This is a genomic window from Pseudomonas umsongensis (assembly GCF_002236105.1).
Taxonomy (GTDB): Bacteria; Pseudomonadota; Gammaproteobacteria; order Pseudomonadales; family Pseudomonadaceae; genus Aquipseudomonas; species Aquipseudomonas umsongensis.
The window spans coordinates 260097-280614 of the sequence record NZ_NIWU01000004.1; the positions used below are offsets into that span (position 1 = coordinate 260097).

The following is a 20518-nucleotide window of genomic DNA, read 5'->3' on the forward strand; positions in this document are numbered from 1 at the left end:
TGAAGGGTGTGCCTGATGATTCGAGTTCTGCTGCTCGGCTGCATCCTGCTGCTGAGCGCCTGCGCGAGCCAGGCGCCACTGCCCGCGCAGACCCCAAGCATGGCGTTGCCGCTGCAATTGCACATCCAGCGCCTGCAGGCCGAACAACGCCAGGACTGGGTACTGGTCATCCAGCGTGAAGGCCCTGCCATACGCTGGTCGATGATGGACTTGCTGGGTATTCCGCAGGCCCGCCAGAAACTGGTCGATAGCCATTGGCAAGCCGATGGCCTGTTGCCGCCTAACCCGGAAGCCCGTGAGCTGTTCGCCGCGTTGCTGTTTGCACTGACCCCCAGGGATGAACTGCCTGGCAACTATCCAAAGGCGTGGCAATACGGGGCGCAACGCTCGCTGCCAGCGCGCTGGGACGTCCGTTATTCACAACCATTGAGCTTCGAATTGAATTTGCCCAAAGGCCCGAAATATCTAATCACCCCCCTGAGCGGTGACGCACCATGACGGCTTACCTCAATGCCCTCGGGGTCGTCTGCGCCCTGGGCCGTGACAAACAAGAAGTCGCCCGCCACCTGTTCGCCGGCGATTGCTCAGGCATGCGCAGCGAAGCCGGCTGGGTGCCAGAGCGTTCATTACCGGTAGGCGCGGTGCGTGGCGATCTCGTGCCGATTCCCGCAGAACTGGCCTGCCAACGCAGTCGCAACAATCAATTGCTGATGGAGGCCACGCTGCAAATTCGCGGTGACATCGATCAGGCCATCCAGACCTACGGCCGCGATCGCATCGGCATCGTGCTGGGCACCAGTACGTCGGGCATCGACGAAGCCAGCCAGGGCCTGGCTCGCTACGTGCGCGAACAGCAATTTCCGGCGCAATACGACTATCAGCAACAGGAACTCGGCGCACCGGCAAACTTTCTCGCCGACTGGCTGCAAGTAAGCGGCCCGGCCTATGTGATTTCCACTGCCTGCACCTCCAGCGCACGCGCATTGATGAGTGCCCAGCGCCTGCTCGATCTGGGCATGTGCGATGTGGTGCTGTGCGGTGGAGTCGACACACTGTGCAAGCTGACGCTCAACGGCTTCTCGGCACTCGAAGCCGTGTCCGGGCAGCGCTGCAATCCGTTTTCAGTGAACCGCAACGGCATCAATATCGGCGAAGCAGCCGTGCTGTTCCTGATGAGCAAGCAGCCTGGCGACCAGCCGATTGCCCTGCTTGGCAGTGGCGCCAGTTCCGATGCGCACCACATTTCCGCGCCAGAACCCACCGGCCGCGGCGCCCAACAGGCAATGCGCAAGGCCTTGAGCCGGGCCAGACTGCGGCCTGAGCAAATCGCCTACCTGAACCTGCATGGCACCGCCACCCAACACAACGACGCCATGGAAAGCCACGCAGTGGCGGCGGTGTTCCCGGCCGGCGTGCCCTGTTCTTCGACCAAGCCCATGACCGGCCATACCCTTGGCGCGGCCGGCGCGCTGGAAGCCGCCTTCTGCTGGTTGAGCCTGAGTGACGACAACCGCGAGCACCTCCTGGCCCCGCATGTCTGGGACGGCCGAGCCGATCCCGAGCTGCCCACCCTCAAATGGGTGACTCCCGCCGATCGCCTGGCGTCCACTGGACCTCGCTACCTGATGAGCAACTCCTTCGCCTTCGGTGGCAACAACGTCAGCCTGATTATCGGAGACGCCCCATGATTGATTGGCCGCTCGCCGAACTGCTGCCCCATGCTGGCGACATGATTCTCATCGAGCAGATCCTGGCATTCGATGAAGAGCAGATTCATACACGCCTCAGGGTCAAGCCCGACGGTCTGTTCAATTTGCCCGACGGCAGCCTGCCGGCCTGGGTCGGGATTGAACTCATGGCCCAGAGCGTCGCGGCCTTCGCCGGTTGCCATGCGCGCCAGCGCGGCGATGCAACGCAGCTGGGCTTTTTGCTCGGCTCTCGCAAGTTCGAATGCAACGTCGACCGTTTTCCCGCCGGCACCGAACTGACCCTGCATGGCATCCGCTCCCTGGAAGATGACAACGGCATGGGCGTGTTCGAGTGCCACATCAACGCACCCGGCATTCACGCCAGCGCCCGCCTGAACGTGTATCGCCCGCCTCAGGCGGCTCAATATCTTGATGAATCCGAAGGAGTCCAGTCATGACTGAATTCGTACTGGTCACCGGTTCCAGCCGTGGCATCGGCCGCGCCATCGCCCTGCGCCTGGCCCAGGCCGGGCATGACATCGTGCTGCATTGCCGCAGTGGCCTGGCGGATGCCCAAGCCGTACAAGTCGAAATCGAGACCCTGGGTCGCACTGCGCGCATCCTGCAATTCGATGTGTCCGACCGCGCCGGCTGCAAAGCCATCCTTGAGGCCGACGTCGAAACCCATGGCGCCTACTACGGCGTGGTGCTCAACGCCGGGCTGACACGTGACGGTGCTTTTCCGGCGCTGAGCGAGGATGATTGGGATGTGGTGATGCGCACCAACCTCGACGGTTTCTACAACGTGCTGCACCCGGTGATGATGCCGATGATCCGTCGTCGCGCTGCCGGGCGAATCGTTTGCATCACGTCGGTGTCCGGCTTGATCGGCAATCGCGGCCAGGTCAACTACAGCGCCTCGAAGGCCGGGTTGATCGGCGCGGCGAAGGCGTTGGCGATCGAGTTGGGCAAGCGCAAGATCACCGTCAACTGTGTCGCACCCGGCCTGATCGACACAGCCATGCTCGATGAAAACGTGCCGGTGGAAGAACTGATGAAAATGATCCCCGCACAACGCATGGGCACCCCGGAAGAGGTGGCCGGCGCGGTGAATTTCCTGATGTCGGCGGAAGCCTCGTACATCACCCGGCAGGTGCTGGCCGTCAACGGAGGCCTGTGCTGATGAAACGTGTCGTCGTCACCGGCATGGCCGGCATCACCTCGCTGGGCAGCGATTGGGCAACCATCGCCGACCACTTCGCAGCCAACCGCAGCGGCATTCGCCGCATGGACGAATGGGACCGCTTCACTGAACTCAATACGCGCCTGGCCGGGCCCATCGATGACTTCATCGTGCCGAGCCACTGGACGCGCAAACAACTGCGCAGCATGGGCCGCGTTTCGCGACTGGCCGTCGGCGCAGCGGAGCGGGCGTTGGCCGATGCCGGATTGCTCGGTGACGAATCGATCAAGGACGGGCGCATGGGCGTTGCCTGCGGGTCCTCCACGGGCAGCACCGACGAGATCAAGGCCTTCGGCAACATGTTGCTGAACTCGGTGGCCGAAGGCCTGAACGCCAACTCCTACGTGCGCATGATGCCGCACACCACCGCGGCCAACATCAGCATCTTCTTCGGCCTCACCGGCCGCCTGATCCCCACCTCCAGCGCCTGCACCAGCGGCAGCCAGGGCATCGGCTACGCCTACGAAGCCATCAAGTTCGGCCGCCTGCCGTTGATGCTCGCTGGCGGTGCCGAGGAACTGTGCCCGACCGAAGCCATGGTGTTCGACGCACTCTACGCCACCAGCCTGAAAAACAACGCCCCGCACACTACCCCGCGTCCCTATGACAAAGGGCGCGACGGCCTGGTGATCGGTGAAGGCGGCGGCATGCTGGTGCTCGAAGAACTGGAACACGCGCTGGCGCGAGGTGCCCGTATTCATGCCGAACTCGTTGGTTTCGGCAGCAATGCCGACGGCCAGCACACCACCCGCCCGGAGCAAGTCACCATGCGCCGGGCCATGGAGTTGGCCCTGGAAGATGCGGGCTTGAGCCCTGCCGACATCGGCTACGTCAACGGTCACGGCACGGCCACCGAACAGGGCGACATCGCCGAAACCCTGGCCACCAGCAGCCTGTTTGGCGAACACATGCCGATCAGCTCACAAAAGAGCTTCCTCGGCCACACGCTCGGCGCCTGCGGTGCGCTGGAGTCCTGGTTCAGCATCGAAATGATGAACAGCGACCTGTACGCCCACACCTTGAACCTTGACGAAGTCGACCCGCATTGCGGCAAGCTCGACTACCTGCGCGGCGAGTTCCGGCAGATGAGCAATCAGTACGTGATGAACAATAATTTTGCGTTTGGCGGGGTGAATACGTCGTTGATTTTCAAACGCTGGGCGTAGGCGGCGAGCGCACTTCAATCCCTGTAGGAGCGAGCATGCTCGCGATGGACTAAAGAACGCCGCGTGTCACCAGGAAACAAGCGTCATCGTTGACGACCATCGCGAGCATGCTCGCTCCTACAGGGACGGTGCAGCCTTCATGACTTTAACGGCTCAACCTTCCTCGTCAACAACTCCACGAACGCCCGCGCCATCGGCGACTTCTGGTCCTTGCGCTGCACCAGCCACACCGCCGACACCGCCGCCGGGTCGAGCAACGGCCGATAGACCACCCCGTCGATGCGCATTCGCTGATAAGACGCCGGCAGCACCGACACACCCAATCCTGCGGCTACCAGGCCAATGATAGTCATCGCTTCGCCGGCCTCTTGGGCAAAGTGCGGGCTGAAGCCGGCATCACGGGCCAGGCTGAGTAATTGTGCGTACAGGCCACTGCCATAGCTACGGGGGAAAAATACGAAAGGCTCCAGTGCCAGGGCGGACAGGAACAGGCCTTCTTCACTGCCCTGCGCCAAAGGGTGCTTGGAACTGAGCACGGCCACTAACGGCTCACGCATCAACTCGACGACGCTCAAGCAATCCGGCAGCCCCAGCGGCCGCATGATCCCGACTTCGATCGACTCATCCACCAGCGCATCGGCCACCTGGGTGCTGCTCATTTCCCGCAAATTCAAATGCACTGCCGGAAAACGCTGGCGAAACGAAAAAATCGCCTGGGGAATCGTTGAGTTGAACGGTGCCGACGATGTGAAGCCGATTTTCAGTTCGCCCAACTCGCCCAACTGCGCCCGCCGCGCAACATCCGCCGCCTTGTCGACCTGCGCCAGCACCAGCCGTGCCTCTTCCAGGAACAGTCGACCGGCCTCGCTCAGCTCGACCCGACGATTGGTACGCTCGAACAATCGCGCACCCACTTCCTGCTCCAGGGCCTGGATCTGCTGGCTCAGCGGTGGCTGCGAGATACCAAGCGCCTGCGCAGCGCGGCCGAAGTGCAGTTCTTCGGCGACAGCGATGAAGTAACGCAGATGACGCAATTCCATGAAAACCCCATTAGGTCGTTAAAGCTATCAAACAGGTCGAACAATATATTGGATTGAATCATTAGCCAGCTATATGCTTTTTTCATTGCCTGACGGGCTGCGCTCCTCCGAGGTCCACCGTGAAAACTGCTGTCGCTCCACTTACCCATGAAGTTCCTCCCGCCACACCAGACGATGTGGCTGCCGAGCTGGAAGAGATCTACATCGAAAAAGGCACGCCAGCCTTCATGCGCACGGTGCTGGCGCTGTTCTGCGGCGGCTTCGCGACGTTCGCCCTGCTCTACTGCGTGCAACCGATGATGCCGCTGCTGTCCAACGAATACTCGATCAACGCGGCGCAGAGCAGCCTGATTCTCTCGGTAGCCACGGGCATGCTTGCCATTGGCCTGCTGATCACCGGCCCGATCTCCGATCGCGTCGGGCGCAAAACGGTGATGGTGGCGGCGCTGTTTGCCGCCGCACTGTGCACCATGGCCAGCGCGATGATGCCGAGCTGGCACGGTGTCCTGGCGATGCGCGCGCTGATTGGACTGTCGTTGAGCGGCCTGGCGGCGGTGGCGATGACCTATTTGAGCGAAGAGATTCACCCGCAGCACATCGGCCTCGCCATGGGTTTGTACATCGGCGGTAACGCCATCGGCGGGATGAGCGGGCGTCTTATCACCGGCGTCTTGATCGACTTCGTCAGCTGGCACACGGCAATGCTGGTGATCGGCGGCCTGGCACTGATTGCGGCAGCGGTATTCTGGAAAATCCTCCCCGAATCGCGCAACTTCCGTGCCCGCTCGTTGCACCCGCGCAGCCTGGTCGACGGTTTCACCATGCACTTTCGCGACGCCGGGCTGCCACTGCTGTTCCTCGAAGCCTTTGTGTTGATGGGGGCGTTCGTCACCCTGTTCAACTACATCGGCTACCGCCTGCTGGCCGAGCCTTACCACATGGAACAGGCCTTTGTCGGATTACTCTCGGTGGTGTATCTCTCGGGTATCTACAGTTCGGCGAAAATCGGCTCGCTGGCCGACAAAATCGGCCGCCGCAAAGTGCTCTGGAGCACTATCGCGCTGATGATCGGCGGTCTCGCCCTGACGATGTTTACGCCATTGCCGCTGGTCATCATCGGCATGCTGGTCTTCACCTTCGGTTTCTTCGGCGCCCACTCCGTCGCCAGTAGCTGGATCGGCCGTCGTGCCACCACGGCCAAGGGCCAGGCATCGTCCTTGTACCTGTTCAGCTACTACGCAGGAGGAAGCATTGCTGGCACGGCGGGCGGCGTGTTCTGGCACTTGGCTGGCTGGAATGGAATCGGCTTGTTCATCGGTGGACTGCTGGCCGTGGCATTAATGGTCGCCTTGAAGCTTTCAAAGTTGCCGCCACTGCCAGGCACCGGTGCGACTATCTGAGCACTATCTGCGCCTCCAGTACCGCGTTGCGCTTTTCCAGGGTCAAGGATTGCAGCGCGGTGCCGTCACGTTCGATGCGGTCCAACCATGCCAGTAATGCCTTGGCGTCACCGCTGAGGTTCAGGCGCAACTGATCACCGTCGGTGTTGACCTGATGCAGTTCGAGTCCGGCCTCGGTAGCACTTTCGCTGACGTGCAGTGACAGCGGCTGAGTGACAGGCTCGCGCATGCTGCGCGGACGCGCCAGCTGCAGTTGCGCCGTCAGTGCCAGCTGCTGCTGATACTGACGCTCGGCCGCTGCAAGACGCTGTTGCGTCGGTTGCCAGACCAGGCTGAATGCCGCTACACCAAAGACAAACGCGACCAACACCAGCAACAATCGTTGTTCGCGCAGCGACAGGCGCTGCCAGCGCTGCAGCAGCACCGGCCATGTGACCAACCCGCTCAGCTTCATGCGCCTTGCTCCTGGGTCAGGGTCGCCTGCACCCGATCGCCTTCCTTGCTCGCGCTGTCGAGTCGCACAGGCAAACCTTGCTGGCGGCCACGCTCACGCAGTAATTCCAGTTCGGTAAAACTATTGGCGGTCAGCCGGACTTTCCAACCATCGCTTTCGCGAAATTCAATGCGCTGGACATCGACATTGCTGGCGCCGATGACTTGTTCGACGAGTTTGACCAGCCCGGCGATATGGCCGTCCTGAGGGGCCGCATTTTGGCTTTGCATTACATTGAGTTGTAACGCCAGGTCAACGATGCGGGTCTGCTCCGGGTAAAGCCCTTTGAATTGCTCCACGTTGCGACTGTAGAGCTGGCGGGTCTGGTTTTCGAGAAAGCCGATACGTGCCGCGCTGGCACCCCAGTCGAGCAGCAGCAGCGACAACACGACCAGCCCGCCGAAACGCCAGGGCAGGCGCTTTCGAGGCGCCGCGAAATCGCCGTGCAACAGATTGATTGCCGGTCCATGCACCGGGATCAGCCACTGATCGATATCAGTGGCATCCTTACGCTCGTCACGCCACTGAACGTCCCTGGGCAAGCCTGGCTCGAGCGCCACCAGATCTTCATCCGACAACGTCAGGCGTGCAGGCAAGCCTCCACCGAGCAACCAGCGGCCAAACCACCAGATGCCGAGTGCCTGGTCACGAGGCAACACATCGGCATCGACGAACACAGATCGCACCTTAATACTCACTTCGGCCAGCAGCGCGAGGACAACGGCAAATCGTTCGCGGTCGATCACCATCACCGGATAGCGACCTTGTGGATCGCGCGCACCGGTACTCAGGTGCAGCTTTTCCAGGGCTTGGCTCAACTGCTCTTCGACAGCGTAAGCGATGGCCTGGGCATCAGGTTGGCGCCTGGATGGCCATGGATCGCTGAGCAACCAACTGCACAGTTCCATGGGCAACAGCACATCGACCGCCTGCCCAGCCAGTGACTGTGCCGCTTGATCCAAGGGCAAGCGCTGCCGTTCGCCGGTCGAAGTCCATAGACAACAAGGCCAGGCGAGCGTGGGCAGGCCCAAGCCTTCGGCTGTTAGATAAAGCCAGGTTTTCATTGCTGGATCTCGCTTGCATTCGAGGGGAGAACACGCCGTTGCAGGATCTTCAACTGACGCGTCTTGGGGTCGCGTTCGACATCGGTTGCCAGCCGCAGATGCCCCTGCCCCTGGGTTACTTGAACGGTGATCCGGTACCAGCGGCTATCAACGCCCAGGCCATGGCCGCTCAAGCCCAAACCGGATATCAGCGGGTCCTGGGTAAAGGCCTGAACGCTTGGCCAGCCTGCCGGGGAACGCTGGCGTACCAAGGTTTCGGCCGTGGTGCGCTCGATACCGTCGAGCGTACGCAATACCAGCGCTGGCGCTGTGTTGATGTTCATCGTGGCCTTTGCCGGCAACAGCGCGACCCAGGGCGCCAAACGACGCAACAGCTCAGCATCGACACCAGGAAGCAGTCGCAGCTGGCTGAGCTCGAGCAGCGGCCCTACTTGCTGCAGTTGCAACGACGGCAGTTCGAGCAGCGTCAGCAAACGCATCCAGCGCTTGAGCGTGACTTGATCGATCTGCCCCTGAATCAACAGGGTATTGAGATTGAAACGACCGGCCAGATCCTCGATCTCGACGCGTATCTGCGCATCTTCAATGGCAAAAGCGCTGGAAGGTTCGGCCATCGGCTCGCTGTCTTTTTGCTGAGCCTTGAGCAACACCAGGCCCCAGGTTTCCCCGGCTACACCGAGTTGCCGCAGGTGCATCTGCTGTAACTGCTGCCCGGTGCTTTGCAGCAATGCGCGATGGCTGCGCAGCATGCCGCCGATGATCAATAACGCCAGGCTCATGACCAGCAACACACTGATCAGAGCAACGCCGCGTTGACCGGCCCTCATGGCAGTGCTCCCGGCAATAACAGCACCCGACGGATCGCCTCGAAGCGCCCTGCCGACATTTGCATTTCCACCGCCAAGGGCGCCTTCGGGCTCTGCCCGGACGGCCAATCGCCGCGCCAACCAACCTGGCTGTCGTACAGACGCCAACGCACCTCTCGAACATCGTCGAGCAGTTTTTGCCGCTGCACGCTCTGCGCCCCTTCCGCCCGGCTGTCACGCCAAAGCGCGCCGTTGTCGAGTCGATAAGTCAGCAACTGCCGCTCACTGCGCGGTAAGTCCAGCGGATTACGCCAATTGCCGCGCAGCAGTTGCAACTGCGACGGGTCTTGCACGACAGGCGGCTGCGCGATGTGCATAAGGTCACGTTCGATTACTGCCACGGCGCGTTGCAGGTTCCTGAGTTCACGTTCGTGGCTCAGGGTGCCCCGCTGCACGCGCACCACACTGTCGAACAGCGTCCAGCTGGCCAGCCCCAGCAAGGCAAAAATCGAAATGGCAATAACCAGTTCGAGCAGGGTGAATCCGCCTTGCTCATTCATGACGATTGGCTATCCAACCGGTGGCGCGGAACAGGGTCTGGTCACGTCCGGCAAGGCCGACCTCGACTTCGACCAACAACCCGGGAGGATCGCGCGTCGGGTCGACGTTTTGACGTACAACCCAGTCGCGTTGACCCAGGCTCACCATCCGTTGTGGCTGCGCAAGCACGGGGGACGATTGCAGTCGCAGCTCGCTCAGCTGATTGTCTGCCACCCAGGCCGCGAGAAGACGCTCTTCGGCAGCGCCTGCCTGCCTGACCACGTATTGGCTTGCGGACAGCACCGCCGTCGCCAGGGTCGCGAAAATCGCCAGGGCCACCATGACTTCAAGCAAGGTGAATCCACTCATGCGAACAATGGCCGGTGGCTCACTCATCGATCATGATCTCGCCCATGCCATCACCGGACAGGGTCGCCCAAATCTTGTCTTTGCCAGCGAACGTCAGTGTGAAGTTGCTGGTTTCATCGCTGCTGTACAGCAGAATCTGCGGAGGGCCGACGTCAGCGCCCAGCCTCAGGGCATACCCCTCCTGCTCAAGGCTCAGTTGCAAGCTCTCGGGCCATCGGTTGAAGGCGGCCAGCGGTTCCCAGCCACGCCCATCCAGACGCATCGACCGGTACCCCAGGACGCTCAGCCGCAGACCGTATTCGCGCCCCTCCAGCACTGCCTGTTGCCGCAGCTGGCGGATGACGCCACCCAGGGCGCTCGCTTCCTGCCTCGCTTGCTGTGCCGGGTGGATGCCCGTGGCCAGACTCACCATGCCCAACAGCACGCCGATCAGGACGGTCACGATCATCATTTCCAGCAAGGTAAATCCCCGACTACGGCGCGGCATGGTTCAACTACCCCAATTGCCGATTTCCGCTGCGTGCCCTTCGCCACCCGCTACGCCATCGGACCCGAGGGAATACAAGTCATAGCCGCCATCCGCCGATTTAACACCGGGATTGAGGTACTGATAGGGCGTGCCCCACGGATCAACGGGCAAGGATTTCAGGTAACCCTGAGGGTTCCAGCTCCTCGCCGCCGGCATTCCGGAAGGTCGCTTGCTCAAGGCCTCCAGCCCTTGTTGCGTGGAGGGGTAGTGGAAGTTGTCGAGACGATACATTTCCAGGGCGGTGCCGATGGCCTGGAGATCGACTTTGGCCGCGGTGACTTTGGCCTGATCGGGGCGGCTCATGAACTGCGGCACCACGATTGCCCCCAAAATGCCGATGATGACTACCACCACCATGATCTCGATCAGGGTAAAGCCGTGCTGGGAAGTTCTGTGACGTAAAGCGTGCATGGTCAATTCACCAATTGGTTGAGGCTGAGAATCGGAAGCAGAATGGCCAGGACGATCAGCAACACGACGCCGCCCATCAGCACGAGCATCGCGGGCTCGAACAGACTCACCACCAGGGCAATTCGCGCCGCCAGGCTGCTTTCCTGTTGTTCGGCGGCGCGGGCCAGCATGCGATCGAGTTCGCCCGCCCGCTCGCCACTGGCGATCATGTGCAGCATCATCGGCGGGATATCGCCGCTCAATTCCAGGCCATGGGTCAGGGTTGCGCCTTCGCGGACCGAGCGGGCGACATCGGTCATTCGCGCACGGATGGTCAGGTTGCCGATCACGGCAGCGGCAATTTCCAATGCGTCGACCAAAGGCACGGCGCTTTTGCCGAGGATGGCCAGGGTGCTGGCAAATCGTGCGGCCTCCATTGCGCGCAGCACGTCGCCAAAAACCGGGACGTTCAACGCCAGGCGATGCCAGCGCAGGCGCCAGGCTCTTTGACTCAAGCTCCAGCGCCAGAGGGCGACCAGCAGCGCCAGCGCAGCTATCAACAACAAGCCATGGCTACGCAACCCGTCACTGGTACGTATCAATGCCCGCGTCAGCCACGGCAGCGGTTGGCCGCTGTCGACGAAAATCTTCACTACGTCGGGCACCACGTAACCGAGCAGAAAGCCGACGATGACCACGCTGGCCGACATCAGGATCAACGGATACACCAACGCCATCTGGATCTTTTGCCGTGAGGCCTGGCGAGCCTGGGTATACGCGGCCAATTGCTCCAGCACATGGCCCAGATGGCCGGAACGTTCGCCAGCGGCCACGGTGGCACGGAACAGGTCGGGAAACGCCTTGGGAAACTGCGCCAGCGCATCGGCGAGGGCATGCCCTTCCATGACCCGACTCCTGACCATCGACAGCAAACTGGCAACCCGACGCTTGGCACTCTGTTTCGCCACGGCCTCAAGAGATTCCTCCAAGGGCAATCCGGCCTGAACCAGCGTGGACAATTGCAGTGTCAGCAGTGCCAGGTCGGCGGCACTCAAACGCCCTGCGCTGCCTGGCTTGTTTGTGCCACCAACGACCCGGATTTCCTTCAAGTCCCGCGGCCACAACCCGCGCTCACGCAACAGTTGCCGAGCATGACGGGGGTTGTCTGCCTCCAGCCGTCCCTTGCAACGGCGACCCTGACCGTCATCGGCCCGGTAATCGAATGTCGGCATGACCTAGTCCTCCCGCGTCACGCGCAACAACTCGTCGAGACTGGTCAGCCCGTCCAGCACCCGTTGGCGGCCGTCCTGGAACAGACTGCGCGACATCTGGCGGGCCTCGTTGGCCAAGGCTTGTTCACTGGCCCCCTGGTGAATCAGCGATGCCAGTGACGGTGTCACGCAGATCAACTCATAGATGCCGACGCGCCCGCGATAGCCGTGCTGACACTGCTCACACCCCACGGCCCGGAACAGCTGCAGCGATGCGGTGCCGAGCCCCAGGCGCTGGCAAGCTGTTGCATCGGCGCTGTAGGGCACCTTGCAATGAAGGCACAAGGTGCGCAGCAGTCGCTGGGCTAGAACACCCACCAGCGACGATGCCAACAGGTAGGCATCGACACCCATGTCCGCCAGGCGAGTCACCGCACCGACCGCACTGTTGGTGTGCAGCGTCGAGAGCACCAGGTGACCGGTCAGCGAAGCCTGGACGGCAATTTCAGCAGTCTCGCGGTCACGGATTTCGCCGACCATCACCACATCCGGATCCTGACGCAGGATCGCTCGCAACCCCCGGGCAAAAGTCATGTCCACTTTGGGGTTGACCGGCATCTGCCCCACGCCCGGCAGGTGGTATTCGATGGGATCTTCGACCGTAAGGATATTGCGGGTCTGGTCATTCAGACTGTTGAGCGCGGCGTAGAGGCTGGTGGTCTTGCCTGAGCCGGTGGGCCCGGTCACCAGCAAAATGCCGTGCGGTTTGCCCAGCAGGTGGCGCAGGTTCCGGAGGATGTCCTCCGGCATGCCCAGACGCGACAACTCAAGGCGCCCGGCCTGCTTGTCGAGCAAGCGCAGTACCACCCGTTCGCCGTGTGCCGAGGGTAGGGTCGAGACCCGCACATCGACTTCATGCCCGGCCAGGCGCAAGGCCATTCGACCATCCTGGGGCACACGCTTTTCAGCGATATCCAGGCGCGCCATGACCTTGATGCGCGATACCAGCAGCGTTGCCAATTCACGTCGGGGCCGGAGCATTTCGCGCAACTGCCCGTCGACCCGCATGCGCACCGACAGGTACTGCTCGAACGTTTCCAGATGCACGTCCGAGGCGTGTTCGCGCATGGCCTCGCTGAGTAATGCATTGATCAAACGGATGATCGGCGCATCGCCCTGCTGCTCCAGCAAATCGGCGGTTTGCGGTACCTTGTCCACCAGGCTGAGCAAGTCCAGTTCTTCGTCCAGCCCTTGGGCGACCTGCTCGGCGGCGCTCTGGCCTTCGCGGTAGGCGGCGGCCAGGCGGGTCGCAAAAATATCAGGGGTGAGCACCTGCAGCGACAGCTCGCGAGCGCATGTCCGGCGAGCTTCCGCCAGGGCGGTGAGCGGCGTATCGGCCCGCACCGCAAGGCTCGCCTTGTCGCCTTCGCTCTCCAGCAGCACGCCGAAACGACGGGCAAAACCGAAGGGCAGTGGTGGGCAACCATCGCTCGAATGGGTCATGGCGTCTGCGGTGCCGGCTTGCGCAGGTCGAACACGGGCGCCTTGGAAACCGGTTCGAACAGCTGACGCGAATCTGACGGCAGCAGCAACGAGTTGTTATCCCGCGCCCCCGCCTGGCTCAAGTCGCGCAGTGCGTTGTAACGCTGCTGGCTGATACCGTTCAGGTCTTCCTTGCTGCGTACAATCGTGGGCCGCAAGAACACCATGAGATTGCTTTTACTCTGGGTGTCCCGGTTCCAGCGAAACAGAGCGCCCAGGTAAGGAATATCCCGCAGTAACGGCACCCCGCTTTTTTGTGTTCTTACGCTGTCTCTGATCAGCCCGCCAATGACGATGATTTCGCCATCGTCGGCCAGGATGGTGCTCTTGAGTGCACGCTTGTTGGTGATCAAGTCCGAAGAATCGATGCCCGATACCGACGGCGCGATGTCCGACACTTCCTGCTCAACCTCCAGCCGCAGCGTCGAGCCTTCGTTGATGTAGGGCTTTATCTTCAGGCTGATTCCCACGTCCTCGCGGGTGACTGTGGTAAACGGATTATCCGCCCCATTACTGTTTGTGGCGTAGGAGCCGGTCTTGAACGGGACGGTCTGGCCGACGATGATGTGCGCTTCCTGATTATCCAGCGTCAACAGGCTGGGCGTAGAAAGCAGGTTGCTGTGGGTATTGCTGGCCAGGGCCGAAATCAATGCGCCAAAGCGATCACTGCCCAGGCGTAACAGCGCGCCTTCGGGTGCGGATTTCTTCTCGTCGAAATCCAGGCCGCCGACAATCGGGATATCGGTGCCGGGGAAGTTGATGAAGCCTTTCGCGTCGCCGGTACTGAAGCCCCATTGCACGCCAACCGCTTCAGCGATGTCCCCGGAAATCTCGACGATGGCGGCATGGATCAGCACCTGCGCGCGCGGCTGGTCCAACTGACGCACGATGCTTTCAATGGTCCTGACCTGCTCCGACTCGGCGATCAGCACCAGCGCATTCTGGCTTTCGTCAGCCTTGATCATGAAGGCAGTCCCGGTTGGTGCGTCCTTATTGCTGCCAAGGGTTGGGGCCGTTTTTCGGCCCTGCCCCATGCTTTCCAGAATCTCGGCCAATTGCTTGGCGTCGCTGTGACGCAGGCGGATCACCCGAGCGTTGTCCGGAGCCGCCGTGGCAGGAACATCGAGACCGCGCGCCAGTTCGGCCAAGCGTTGGCGAACGGCTGACGGGCCAATCAGGATCAGCCGATTGGTTCTGCTGTCGGCCAATACCTGGACCGCGTTCTCGGCAGTGCGCTTGCCCAGGGAGGCTTCCATGACGGAGGCCACGTCACTGGCCTGGGCGTGACGTAACTGCACTACGGCGTGCATATTGTTTTGTCCAGAGTCCAGCTGGCGGATGACTTGGACGATGCGTTGCGCATTGGCTGCCGTTTCCGTGACCACCACTGCATTGGCCGACACGGACGGCCCGACATAGCCGTTGACCGAGACCAAAGGCCGGACCAGCCCGGCGATATCGGCGGCACTGCCATTGTTCAGCTCGATCACTCGAGTGACAAATTGCGAGGGCGTAGCGTTCTTTGCAGCGCTGCTGCCAGCGCGAGTCCTGGCTTCTGTCACTGGCGTGATCAGGATGCGGTCACCTTGGTCGATCACCGTGAAGTTGTGGGCGTCGAGCACCCCGTAGAACAAGCGGCGCACGCCTTCGCGATCAAGGGCTTGCCGAGACACAACGGTGATGCGTCCGGAGACCCTGGGATCGAGCACCACGGTGGTCCCCAGAATGCCGGAGATTTCTTCAACGATGTCGCGCAACTCAGCGTTGTTCATCGCCAGCTGCCACTTTTCCTCAGCTGCCTGCAACGCGCCCGGCAAAGCCAGACTCGCCAACACGACAAGGAAACGCATCGAGCGCAAGGCCTGCGCGCCAATGAAACTGTTCATTATGTTGATTACTCTGACGGCCCGGAAACCGGGCGTAGAAAACGCGTGGAAACAGCGGGAGCCTGTGTGTCGCCGGGTGACTCGAGCTTTCGCAGGAACCGCGCAACGGACGGTCGCAGCGTTAGTCGCTCTTCGCGCCCCTTGTTCCACAGCACCACTTGATTGGCCTCGACGCGACGCAGCACGCTGCCACCGGGCAAACGTTCGCCCACCTGATACACACGTGAACCTTGATCATCGGCGAGCAACGCTCTGGACACGCCGCCGCTCAAGACAAAACTGGCCTGCAAGGTCAGCGGTTCGGCACTGGCGAGCAATGAGGCTCCTTGGGTCAGGCCGAGCACCGACGCCACCGCACCAGCATCCAGCGGTACATGGGCGGGACCAGGGATTGGCGCCGCCATGGGTAGCGGCGGCGCGGCAAGGCGCTCCCGAAAGTGCCACTCCTGCCAGATCAGCAGCGCTGCATAACCCAACGGCATGACTACCAGGCCGAAACGGCTCAGCACCCGCCACGAATTCTTCATGAGTAGTTCACTCGAGCCGTTCGATAACCTGAATCCGTCATTTGCAACTCGAAAAAAAGAGAACCTCCAGGCGACCTTCACAGATCACCTGGAGTACTGCGCGATAGACTTAGAGTTTGTCCCAGGCCATGTGCCAATGCGCACCGATGCCAGGTTCAAAACCATTGGCAGTCGGGCTGTATTGCTTGCAATAACCGGACTCAGGGAATGGCTTGCACTCAAAGACTTCGTTGGTCTTCGGCTGCAGTACCTTGGTACCGGCGGTGTACTCGCCAAGGCCTTGCGGGAACACAAAGTCGTAATCGGCGCCCGCGCCTTCGCCGGTCAACTGGGTTACCTGGGTGTCCTGGCGGGTGGTCCGGCCATCCAGGGTGGTGCCGACCAGGGTCAGGGTGTGCTTGCCAGGATTGCTGCGAACATCCATCGCCAACCAGGTCGGGCCGCTGCCCACTTGTGTGGAAGTGGAGCCGACCGGCTTGTTGCTCTCATCGAACAGCGTCGCTTCGACGTTCATCTTGCGATTGGACAGGATGCTGAACTCGATCTTGGCCAAGCCTTTGTCCAATACGTACTCAGCTTGCTGGGAAGCTACCGACAGACGAGCCGCGGCATCTTCCTGCATGTTCAGTTGCACTTCGTAGCGTGTCACGCCGCTGTCTTTTTGCGCGTACACGCTGTTGTTGCCCTTGACCGGCTCGATCTTGCCGTTTTCATCTCGAACGCCCGCACGCACAAGTGTGTGCGCTTCATTGATGGCTTCTGCCAACTTGAACGACCAGTTGTTTGGCGAGCCTTCCTCGGCACTATTGATGGGGATCTCTATGCTGTATTCCGGGCTCTCGCCATTGGCGGAGAATGCACGGGCCCTGACCTTGTCACCGACCAGCAACGAAGTCGATGGGGCGATGCTGCCTACGGAAGACCAACCACCCGGAAGCTCCGGCTCTGCAAGGATGTTTACATCCCCCACGTTATAAAACGCTGCATCGGTATCACCGACCGTCCAGATCGCCAGGATGACATGCTGCCCGGATTTGTCCGCGGGGATGTTGCAGTTGTGTTTGGCTCCCGACTCCGGTTTCTGGTTGCCGCCGTCAATGGTGCAGAACGGCGCACTTTCAAAGGTGGCACGCTTGAGTGCTTCGTTCGGGTTCCAGCCGTTTCGGGTGATGAAATACTCATGTTTTGTGGCTGGATGCACAGCGGTGTAGCGCCACTGGAAATCGATGTTGCGTTCCTTGATTTCCGTCATATGCCAACGGGTGGCTGATTGCGCGTCCAGCGCGGAAAACAGCGAGTGACCGCCACTCGGGATCTTGCCATCCACCGGCCCTTGCAGAGGCGCGCCGCCCACTCCCGCTGGAAAACCCTTGAAGGTTTCACCAACGCTTTGCGGTTCGTATTGGGCGCCACCGCACTGGGTGTTCAAGCCTTTCTGGCAGGCTAATGCGCGCGAGGGTGGCACTTCCAGATAGCCATGCGCGGAAACACTTTGAGAGGCGAACATTGCCGATAACAGGATCATTGAAGAAGTGCAGGCGGCCAGCGCACTTCCCTTGTAGTAAGCATTTTTCATCCAATAAATTCCAGACTGCTTATCGAAATAAGGCGTGCATTGCAGACGCCTTTAATTGCAATTCTGCTCACCACGGGGGAGCACGAACCGTTCAATCTACTTGGATGAAAGAACTTTATATGTAGGGAAAATCTCTACTTCCTGCAGGATTAATCCGCTTAGACGTTATCTGATACAGAATGAGAAAAAACCTTACAGAGAAAATATTTAAACTAGTTACGAAACTAAAAGTATAAAAAAACCCGTCCTGCGCTAGGCCGGACGGGTTTTAAACAACTTAAACGCAGTTATTCGTGATACTGCGCCGACAACTCATGCACGGCGCGCAAGAACGCACCCGCATGTTCCGGATCGACTTCCGGAGTAATGCCATGGCCGAGGTTGAACACGTGGCCGCTGCCTTTGCCGTAGCTGGCCAGGATACGCCCGACCTCAGCGCGAATGGCTTCAGGCTTGGCGTAGAGCACGGTCGGGTCCATGTTGCCTTGCAGGGCAACTTTGCTGCCGACACGCTCACGGGCGCTGCCGAGGTCGCACGTCCAGTCCAGGCCCAGCGCGTCGGCGCCAGCGTCGGCAATGCTTTCCAGCCACAGGCCGCCGTTCTTGGTGAACAGGATGACCGGAACCTTGCGGCCTTCGTGCTCGCGGATCAGGCCGCTGACGATTTTGCGCATATAAGCCAGGGAGAATTCCTGGTACGCCGCCGCCGAGAGGCTGCCGCCCCAGCTGTCGAAGATCTGTACCGCTTGCGCGCCGGCCAGGATCTGGCCGTTGAGGTAGCTGGTGACCGTCTGCGCGAGCTTGTCCAGAAGCAGGTGCAAGGCTTGCGGGTTGTCGTAGAGCATGGTTTTGGTCTTGCGGTAGTCTTTCGACGACCCGCCTTCGACCATGTAGGTAGCCAGTGTCCATGGGCTGCCGGCGAAGCCGATCAGCGGCACGCGGCCGTTCAGTTCACGGCGAATGGTGCTGACCGCGTCCATCACATAACCCAGGTCTTTCTGCGGATCAGGAATCGGCAGGGCTTCGATGTCGGCCAGGGTGCTGACGACTTTCCTGAAGCGCGGGCCTTCGCCCGTTTCGAAATACAGGCCCTGGCCCATGGCATCAGGAATGGTCAGGATGTCGGAGAAGAGGATCGCCGCGTCCAGTTGCGGATAGCGGTCGAGCGGCTGCAGTGTGACTTCGCAAGCGAACGCCGGGTTCATGCACAGGCTCATGAAATCGCCGGCCTTGGCACGGCTGGCGCGGTATTCAGGCAGGTAGCGACCGGCCTGACGCATCATCCACACGGGAGTGACGTCTACGGGTTGCTTGAGCAGGGCGCGCAGGAAACGGTCGTTCTTCAGGGCAGTCATGTCGGCATCCGGAAAAAAAGTGCGGGCATTTTCTCAGAGCCGGACGCAAAAGGCACGAATGCAGGTCAGCCTTTTGTCTATCGGGTCAATTTGTCGCGCTGAAACGCGACATTCGTATCACCACCAAACGACTGTGGGAGCGAGCCTGCTCGCGAAGGGGCCTGTAACATCCAACATTGATGTTGACTGACAGACCGCTTTCGCGAGCAGGCTCGCTCCCACAGGGGTATTGCTTTTGGCTCTAGAGCGGGCTTAGACGCCCAGGTAATCCAGGATCCCTTCGGCTGCATTACGGCCTTCGAAGATCGCCGTCACCACCAGGTCAGAGCCGCGAACCATATCGCCACCGGCGAAGATTTTCGGGTTGCTGGTCTGGTGCTTGTACTGACCCTGTTCCGGAGCTACTACACGGCCCTGGCTATCGGTCTGGATGCTGAACTGCTCGAACCACGGCGCAGGGCTCGGACGGAAACCGAAGGCGATGACCACGGCGTCGGCCGGGATGATCTCCTCGGAGCCCGGGATCGGCTCGGGGCTGCGACGGCCACGGGCGTCCGGCTCGCCGAGACGGGTCTCGACCACCTTCACGCCTTCGACCCTGTCTTCACCGACAATCGCGATCGGCTGGCGGTTGTAGAGGAATTTCACGCCTTCTTCCTTGGCGTTCTTCACCTCTTTGCGCGAGCCCGGCATGTTCGCTTCGTCACGACGATAGGCACAGGTCACCGACTTGGCGCCCTGGCGGATCGAAGTACGGTTGCAGTCCATCGCGGTGTCGCCACCGCCCAGTACCACGACCTTCTTGCCTTTCATGTCGACGAAATCTTCCGGCGACTTTTCGAAGCCCAGGTTGCGGTTGACGTTGGCAATCAGGAAGTCCAGGGCGTCGTACACGCCCGGCAGGTCTTCACCGGCAAAGCCGCCCTTCATGTAGGTGTAGGTGCCCATGCCCATGAATACGGCATCGTATTCTTCGAGCAGTTGCTCCATGGTCACGTCCTTGCCCACCTCGGTGTTGAGGCGGAACTGGATGCCCATGCCGGTGAAGACTTCGCGGCGATTGCTCAGCACGGTCTTTTCCAGCTTGAACTCGGGGATGCCGAAGGTCAGCAGGCCGCCGATTTCCGGGTTCTTGTCGAACACCACCGGCGTCACGCCACCGCGTACCAGCACGTCGGCACAGCCCAGGCCCGCCGGGCCCGCGCCGATGATCGCGACACGCTTGCCAGTCGGCTTGACCTTGGACATATCCGGGCGCCAGCCCATGGCGAACGCGGTGTCGGTGATGTACTTCTCCACCGAACCGATGGTGACCGCGCCGAAACCGTCGTTCAGGGTGCAGGCACCCTCGCACAGACGGTCTTGCGGGCACACGCGGCCGCAGACTTCCGGCAGGGTGTTGGTCTGGTGGGACAGCTCGGCGGCCTGGAGGATGTTGCCCTCGGCCACCAGTTTCAGCCAGTTGGGAATGAAGTTGTGCACCGGGCACTTCCATTCACAATACGGGTTACCGCAACCCAGGCAGCGGTGGGCCTGGTCGGCCGACTGCTGGGGTTTGAACGGTTCGTAGATTTCCACGAACTCTTTCTTGCGTTGACGCAACAGTTTCTTCTTCGGATCCTTGCGCCCGACCTCGATGAACTGGAAGTCATTATTCAGACGTTCAGCCATTTTAAAACCTCATCAAACTCTT

Annotated in this window: 21 protein-coding genes; 6 read left to right on the top strand and 15 right to left on the bottom strand. The window is 61.0% G+C overall.

Translation table 11 applies throughout. From position 1 onward, the window contains the following. Positions 1–15 precede the first annotated feature (15 nt). Genes PSUM_RS20925 through PSUM_RS20945 form a run of 5 tightly spaced genes read left to right on the top strand, consistent with a single transcriptional unit; the run spans position 16 to position 4097 of the window. Positions 16–498: a hypothetical protein gene (locus PSUM_RS20925; RefSeq protein ID WP_020796178.1), complete on the top strand. Its 483-nt coding sequence runs from the start codon at positions 16–18 to the stop codon at positions 496–498. Continuing rightward, the gene (locus PSUM_RS20930) at positions 495–1688 is read left to right on the top strand and encodes a beta-ketoacyl-[acyl-carrier-protein] synthase family protein (protein WP_083350027.1); all 1194 of its coding nucleotides are present in this window, start codon (positions 495–497) and stop codon (positions 1686–1688) included. The genes PSUM_RS20925 and PSUM_RS20930 overlap by 4 nt, the downstream gene beginning before the upstream one ends. Beyond that, a complete protein-coding gene (locus PSUM_RS20935; RefSeq protein ID WP_020796176.1) occupies positions 1685–2146 on the top strand; it encodes a hotdog family protein in 462 nt (153 codons plus the stop codon). Before PSUM_RS20930 ends, PSUM_RS20935 begins: the two co-directional genes overlap by 4 nt. Then, positions 2143–2871 (top strand): 3-oxoacyl-ACP reductase FabG, encoded by a 729-nt coding sequence (fabG, locus tag PSUM_RS20940; RefSeq protein WP_020796175.1) that lies wholly within the window; start codon positions 2143–2145, stop codon positions 2869–2871. The genes PSUM_RS20935 and fabG overlap by 4 nt, the downstream gene beginning before the upstream one ends. After that, complete coding sequence (locus PSUM_RS20945) at positions 2871–4097, top strand: beta-ketoacyl-ACP synthase (protein ID WP_033044227.1); 1227 nt, start codon at positions 2871–2873, stop codon at positions 4095–4097. Before fabG ends, PSUM_RS20945 begins: the two co-directional genes overlap by 1 nt. A gap of 137 nt (positions 4098–4234) precedes the next feature. On the opposite strand, the gene PSUM_RS20950 is transcribed toward PSUM_RS20945, so the two are convergent. Next, entirely contained in the window at positions 4235–5137 is a 903-nt protein-coding gene (locus PSUM_RS20950) for a LysR family transcriptional regulator (protein ID WP_020796172.1), read from the bottom strand. A gap of 119 nt (positions 5138–5256) precedes the next feature. On the opposite strand from PSUM_RS20950, the gene PSUM_RS20955 reads away from it, so the two are divergent. After that, on the top strand, positions 5257–6537 hold the full coding sequence (locus PSUM_RS20955; protein WP_083350026.1) for an MFS transporter: 1281 nt from the start codon (positions 5257–5259) through the stop codon (positions 6535–6537). Here PSUM_RS20955 and gspM read toward each other — a convergent pair. From gspM to PSUM_RS21025, 14 genes are all read right to left on the bottom strand, one after another. After that, positions 6530–6991: a type II secretion system protein M gene (gspM, locus tag PSUM_RS20960; protein WP_020796170.1), complete on the bottom strand. Its 462-nt coding sequence runs from the start codon at positions 6989–6991 to the stop codon at positions 6530–6532. The genes PSUM_RS20955 and gspM overlap by 8 nt on opposite strands. Beyond that, entirely contained in the window at positions 6988–8094 is a 1107-nt protein-coding gene (gspL, locus tag PSUM_RS20965) for a type II secretion system protein GspL (protein WP_083350025.1), read from the bottom strand. Before gspL ends, gspM begins: the two co-directional genes overlap by 4 nt. Continuing rightward, entirely contained in the window at positions 8091–8921 is an 831-nt protein-coding gene (locus PSUM_RS20970; RefSeq protein ID WP_033044050.1) for a type II secretion system protein GspK, read from the bottom strand. The genes gspL and PSUM_RS20970 overlap by 4 nt, the downstream gene beginning before the upstream one ends. Beyond that, on the bottom strand, positions 8918–9460 hold the full coding sequence (gene gspJ / locus PSUM_RS20975; RefSeq protein ID WP_020796167.1) for a type II secretion system minor pseudopilin GspJ: 543 nt from the start codon (positions 9458–9460) through the stop codon (positions 8918–8920). The genes PSUM_RS20970 and gspJ overlap by 4 nt, the downstream gene beginning before the upstream one ends. Next, on the bottom strand, positions 9453–9836 hold the full coding sequence (gene gspI / locus PSUM_RS20980) for a type II secretion system minor pseudopilin GspI (protein WP_033044049.1): 384 nt from the start codon (positions 9834–9836) through the stop codon (positions 9453–9455). The genes gspJ and gspI overlap by 8 nt, the downstream gene beginning before the upstream one ends. Continuing rightward, a complete protein-coding gene (gene gspH, locus PSUM_RS20985; protein ID WP_033044047.1) occupies positions 9829–10296 on the bottom strand; it encodes a type II secretion system minor pseudopilin GspH in 468 nt (155 codons plus the stop codon). Before gspH ends, gspI begins: the two co-directional genes overlap by 8 nt. A 3-nt stretch (positions 10297–10299) precedes the next feature. Beyond that, a complete protein-coding gene (gene gspG / locus PSUM_RS20990; RefSeq protein WP_020796164.1) occupies positions 10300–10749 on the bottom strand; it encodes a type II secretion system major pseudopilin GspG in 450 nt (149 codons plus the stop codon). Positions 10750–10751: 2 nt separating this feature from the next. After that, the gene (gene gspF / locus PSUM_RS20995) at positions 10752–11960 is read right to left on the bottom strand and encodes a type II secretion system inner membrane protein GspF (RefSeq protein ID WP_020796163.1); all 1209 of its coding nucleotides are present in this window, start codon (positions 11958–11960) and stop codon (positions 10752–10754) included. Between the two features lie 3 nt (positions 11961–11963). Beyond that, on the bottom strand, positions 11964–13442 hold the full coding sequence (gene gspE, locus PSUM_RS21000) for a type II secretion system ATPase GspE (protein ID WP_083350024.1): 1479 nt from the start codon (positions 13440–13442) through the stop codon (positions 11964–11966). Next, entirely contained in the window at positions 13439–15367 is a 1929-nt protein-coding gene (gene gspD / locus PSUM_RS21005; protein WP_020796161.1) for a type II secretion system secretin GspD, read from the bottom strand. The genes gspE and gspD overlap by 4 nt, the downstream gene beginning before the upstream one ends. Before the next feature lie 8 nt (positions 15368–15375). Next, entirely contained in the window at positions 15376–15894 is a 519-nt protein-coding gene (locus PSUM_RS21010) for a type II secretion system protein N (protein WP_020796160.1), read from the bottom strand. Positions 15895–16003: 109 nt separating this feature from the next. Beyond that, a complete protein-coding gene (gene gbpA, locus PSUM_RS21015) occupies positions 16004–17470 on the bottom strand; it encodes an N-acetylglucosamine-binding protein GbpA (RefSeq protein ID WP_033044044.1) in 1467 nt (488 codons plus the stop codon). Positions 17471–17757: 287 nt separating this feature from the next. After that, complete coding sequence (hemE, locus tag PSUM_RS21020) at positions 17758–18825, bottom strand: uroporphyrinogen decarboxylase (protein WP_020796158.1); 1068 nt, start codon at positions 18823–18825, stop codon at positions 17758–17760. A 252-nt stretch (positions 18826–19077) separates the two neighbouring features. Further along, the gene (locus tag PSUM_RS21025) at positions 19078–20496 is read right to left on the bottom strand and encodes an FAD-dependent oxidoreductase (RefSeq protein ID WP_020796157.1); all 1419 of its coding nucleotides are present in this window, start codon (positions 20494–20496) and stop codon (positions 19078–19080) included. Positions 20497–20518: the final 22 nt, after the last annotated feature.

What these genes read in the sequence shown, in the direction of transcription:
- gspI (WP_033044049.1), bottom strand. Translation starts at nt 9,836, where the DNA reads ATGAGTGAGCCACCGGCCATTGTTCGCATGAGTGGATTCACCTTGCTT.
- gspE (WP_083350024.1), bottom strand. Translation starts at nt 13,442, where the DNA reads ATGACCCATTCGAGCGATGGTTGCCCACCACTGCCCTTCGGTTTTGCC.
- PSUM_RS21010 (WP_020796160.1), bottom strand. Translation starts at nt 15,894, where the DNA reads ATGAAGAATTCGTGGCGGGTGCTGAGCCGTTTCGGCCTGGTAGTCATG.
- gspG (WP_020796164.1), bottom strand. Translation starts at nt 10,749, where the DNA reads ATGCACGCTTTACGTCACAGAACTTCCCAGCACGGCTTTACCCTGATC.
- PSUM_RS20970 (WP_033044050.1), bottom strand. Translation starts at nt 8,921, where the DNA reads ATGAGGGCCGGTCAACGCGGCGTTGCTCTGATCAGTGTGTTGCTGGTC.
- PSUM_RS20935 (WP_020796176.1), top strand. Translation starts at nt 1,685, where the DNA reads ATGATTGATTGGCCGCTCGCCGAACTGCTGCCCCATGCTGGCGACATG.
- PSUM_RS21025 (WP_020796157.1), bottom strand. Translation starts at nt 20,496, where the DNA reads ATGGCTGAACGTCTGAATAATGACTTCCAGTTCATCGAGGTCGGGCGC.
- PSUM_RS20925 (WP_020796178.1), top strand. Translation starts at nt 16, where the DNA reads ATGATTCGAGTTCTGCTGCTCGGCTGCATCCTGCTGCTGAGCGCCTGC.
- gspL (WP_083350025.1), bottom strand. Translation starts at nt 8,094, where the DNA reads ATGAAAACCTGGCTTTATCTAACAGCCGAAGGCTTGGGCCTGCCCACG.
- gspH (WP_033044047.1), bottom strand. Translation starts at nt 10,296, where the DNA reads ATGCCGCGCCGTAGTCGGGGATTTACCTTGCTGGAAATGATGATCGTG.
- gbpA (WP_033044044.1), bottom strand. Translation starts at nt 17,470, where the DNA reads ATGAAAAATGCTTACTACAAGGGAAGTGCGCTGGCCGCCTGCACTTCT.
- fabG (WP_020796175.1), top strand. Translation starts at nt 2,143, where the DNA reads ATGACTGAATTCGTACTGGTCACCGGTTCCAGCCGTGGCATCGGCCGC.
- PSUM_RS20945 (WP_033044227.1), top strand. Translation starts at nt 2,871, where the DNA reads ATGAAACGTGTCGTCGTCACCGGCATGGCCGGCATCACCTCGCTGGGC.
- gspJ (WP_020796167.1), bottom strand. Translation starts at nt 9,460, where the DNA reads ATGAATGAGCAAGGCGGATTCACCCTGCTCGAACTGGTTATTGCCATT.
- PSUM_RS20950 (WP_020796172.1), bottom strand. Translation starts at nt 5,137, where the DNA reads ATGGAATTGCGTCATCTGCGTTACTTCATCGCTGTCGCCGAAGAACTG.
- hemE (WP_020796158.1), bottom strand. Translation starts at nt 18,825, where the DNA reads ATGACTGCCCTGAAGAACGACCGTTTCCTGCGCGCCCTGCTCAAGCAA.
- gspD (WP_020796161.1), bottom strand. Translation starts at nt 15,367, where the DNA reads ATGAACAGTTTCATTGGCGCGCAGGCCTTGCGCTCGATGCGTTTCCTT.
- gspM (WP_020796170.1), bottom strand. Translation starts at nt 6,991, where the DNA reads ATGAAGCTGAGCGGGTTGGTCACATGGCCGGTGCTGCTGCAGCGCTGG.
- gspF (WP_020796163.1), bottom strand. Translation starts at nt 11,960, where the DNA reads ATGCCGACATTCGATTACCGGGCCGATGACGGTCAGGGTCGCCGTTGC.
- PSUM_RS20930 (WP_083350027.1), top strand. Translation starts at nt 495, where the DNA reads ATGACGGCTTACCTCAATGCCCTCGGGGTCGTCTGCGCCCTGGGCCGT.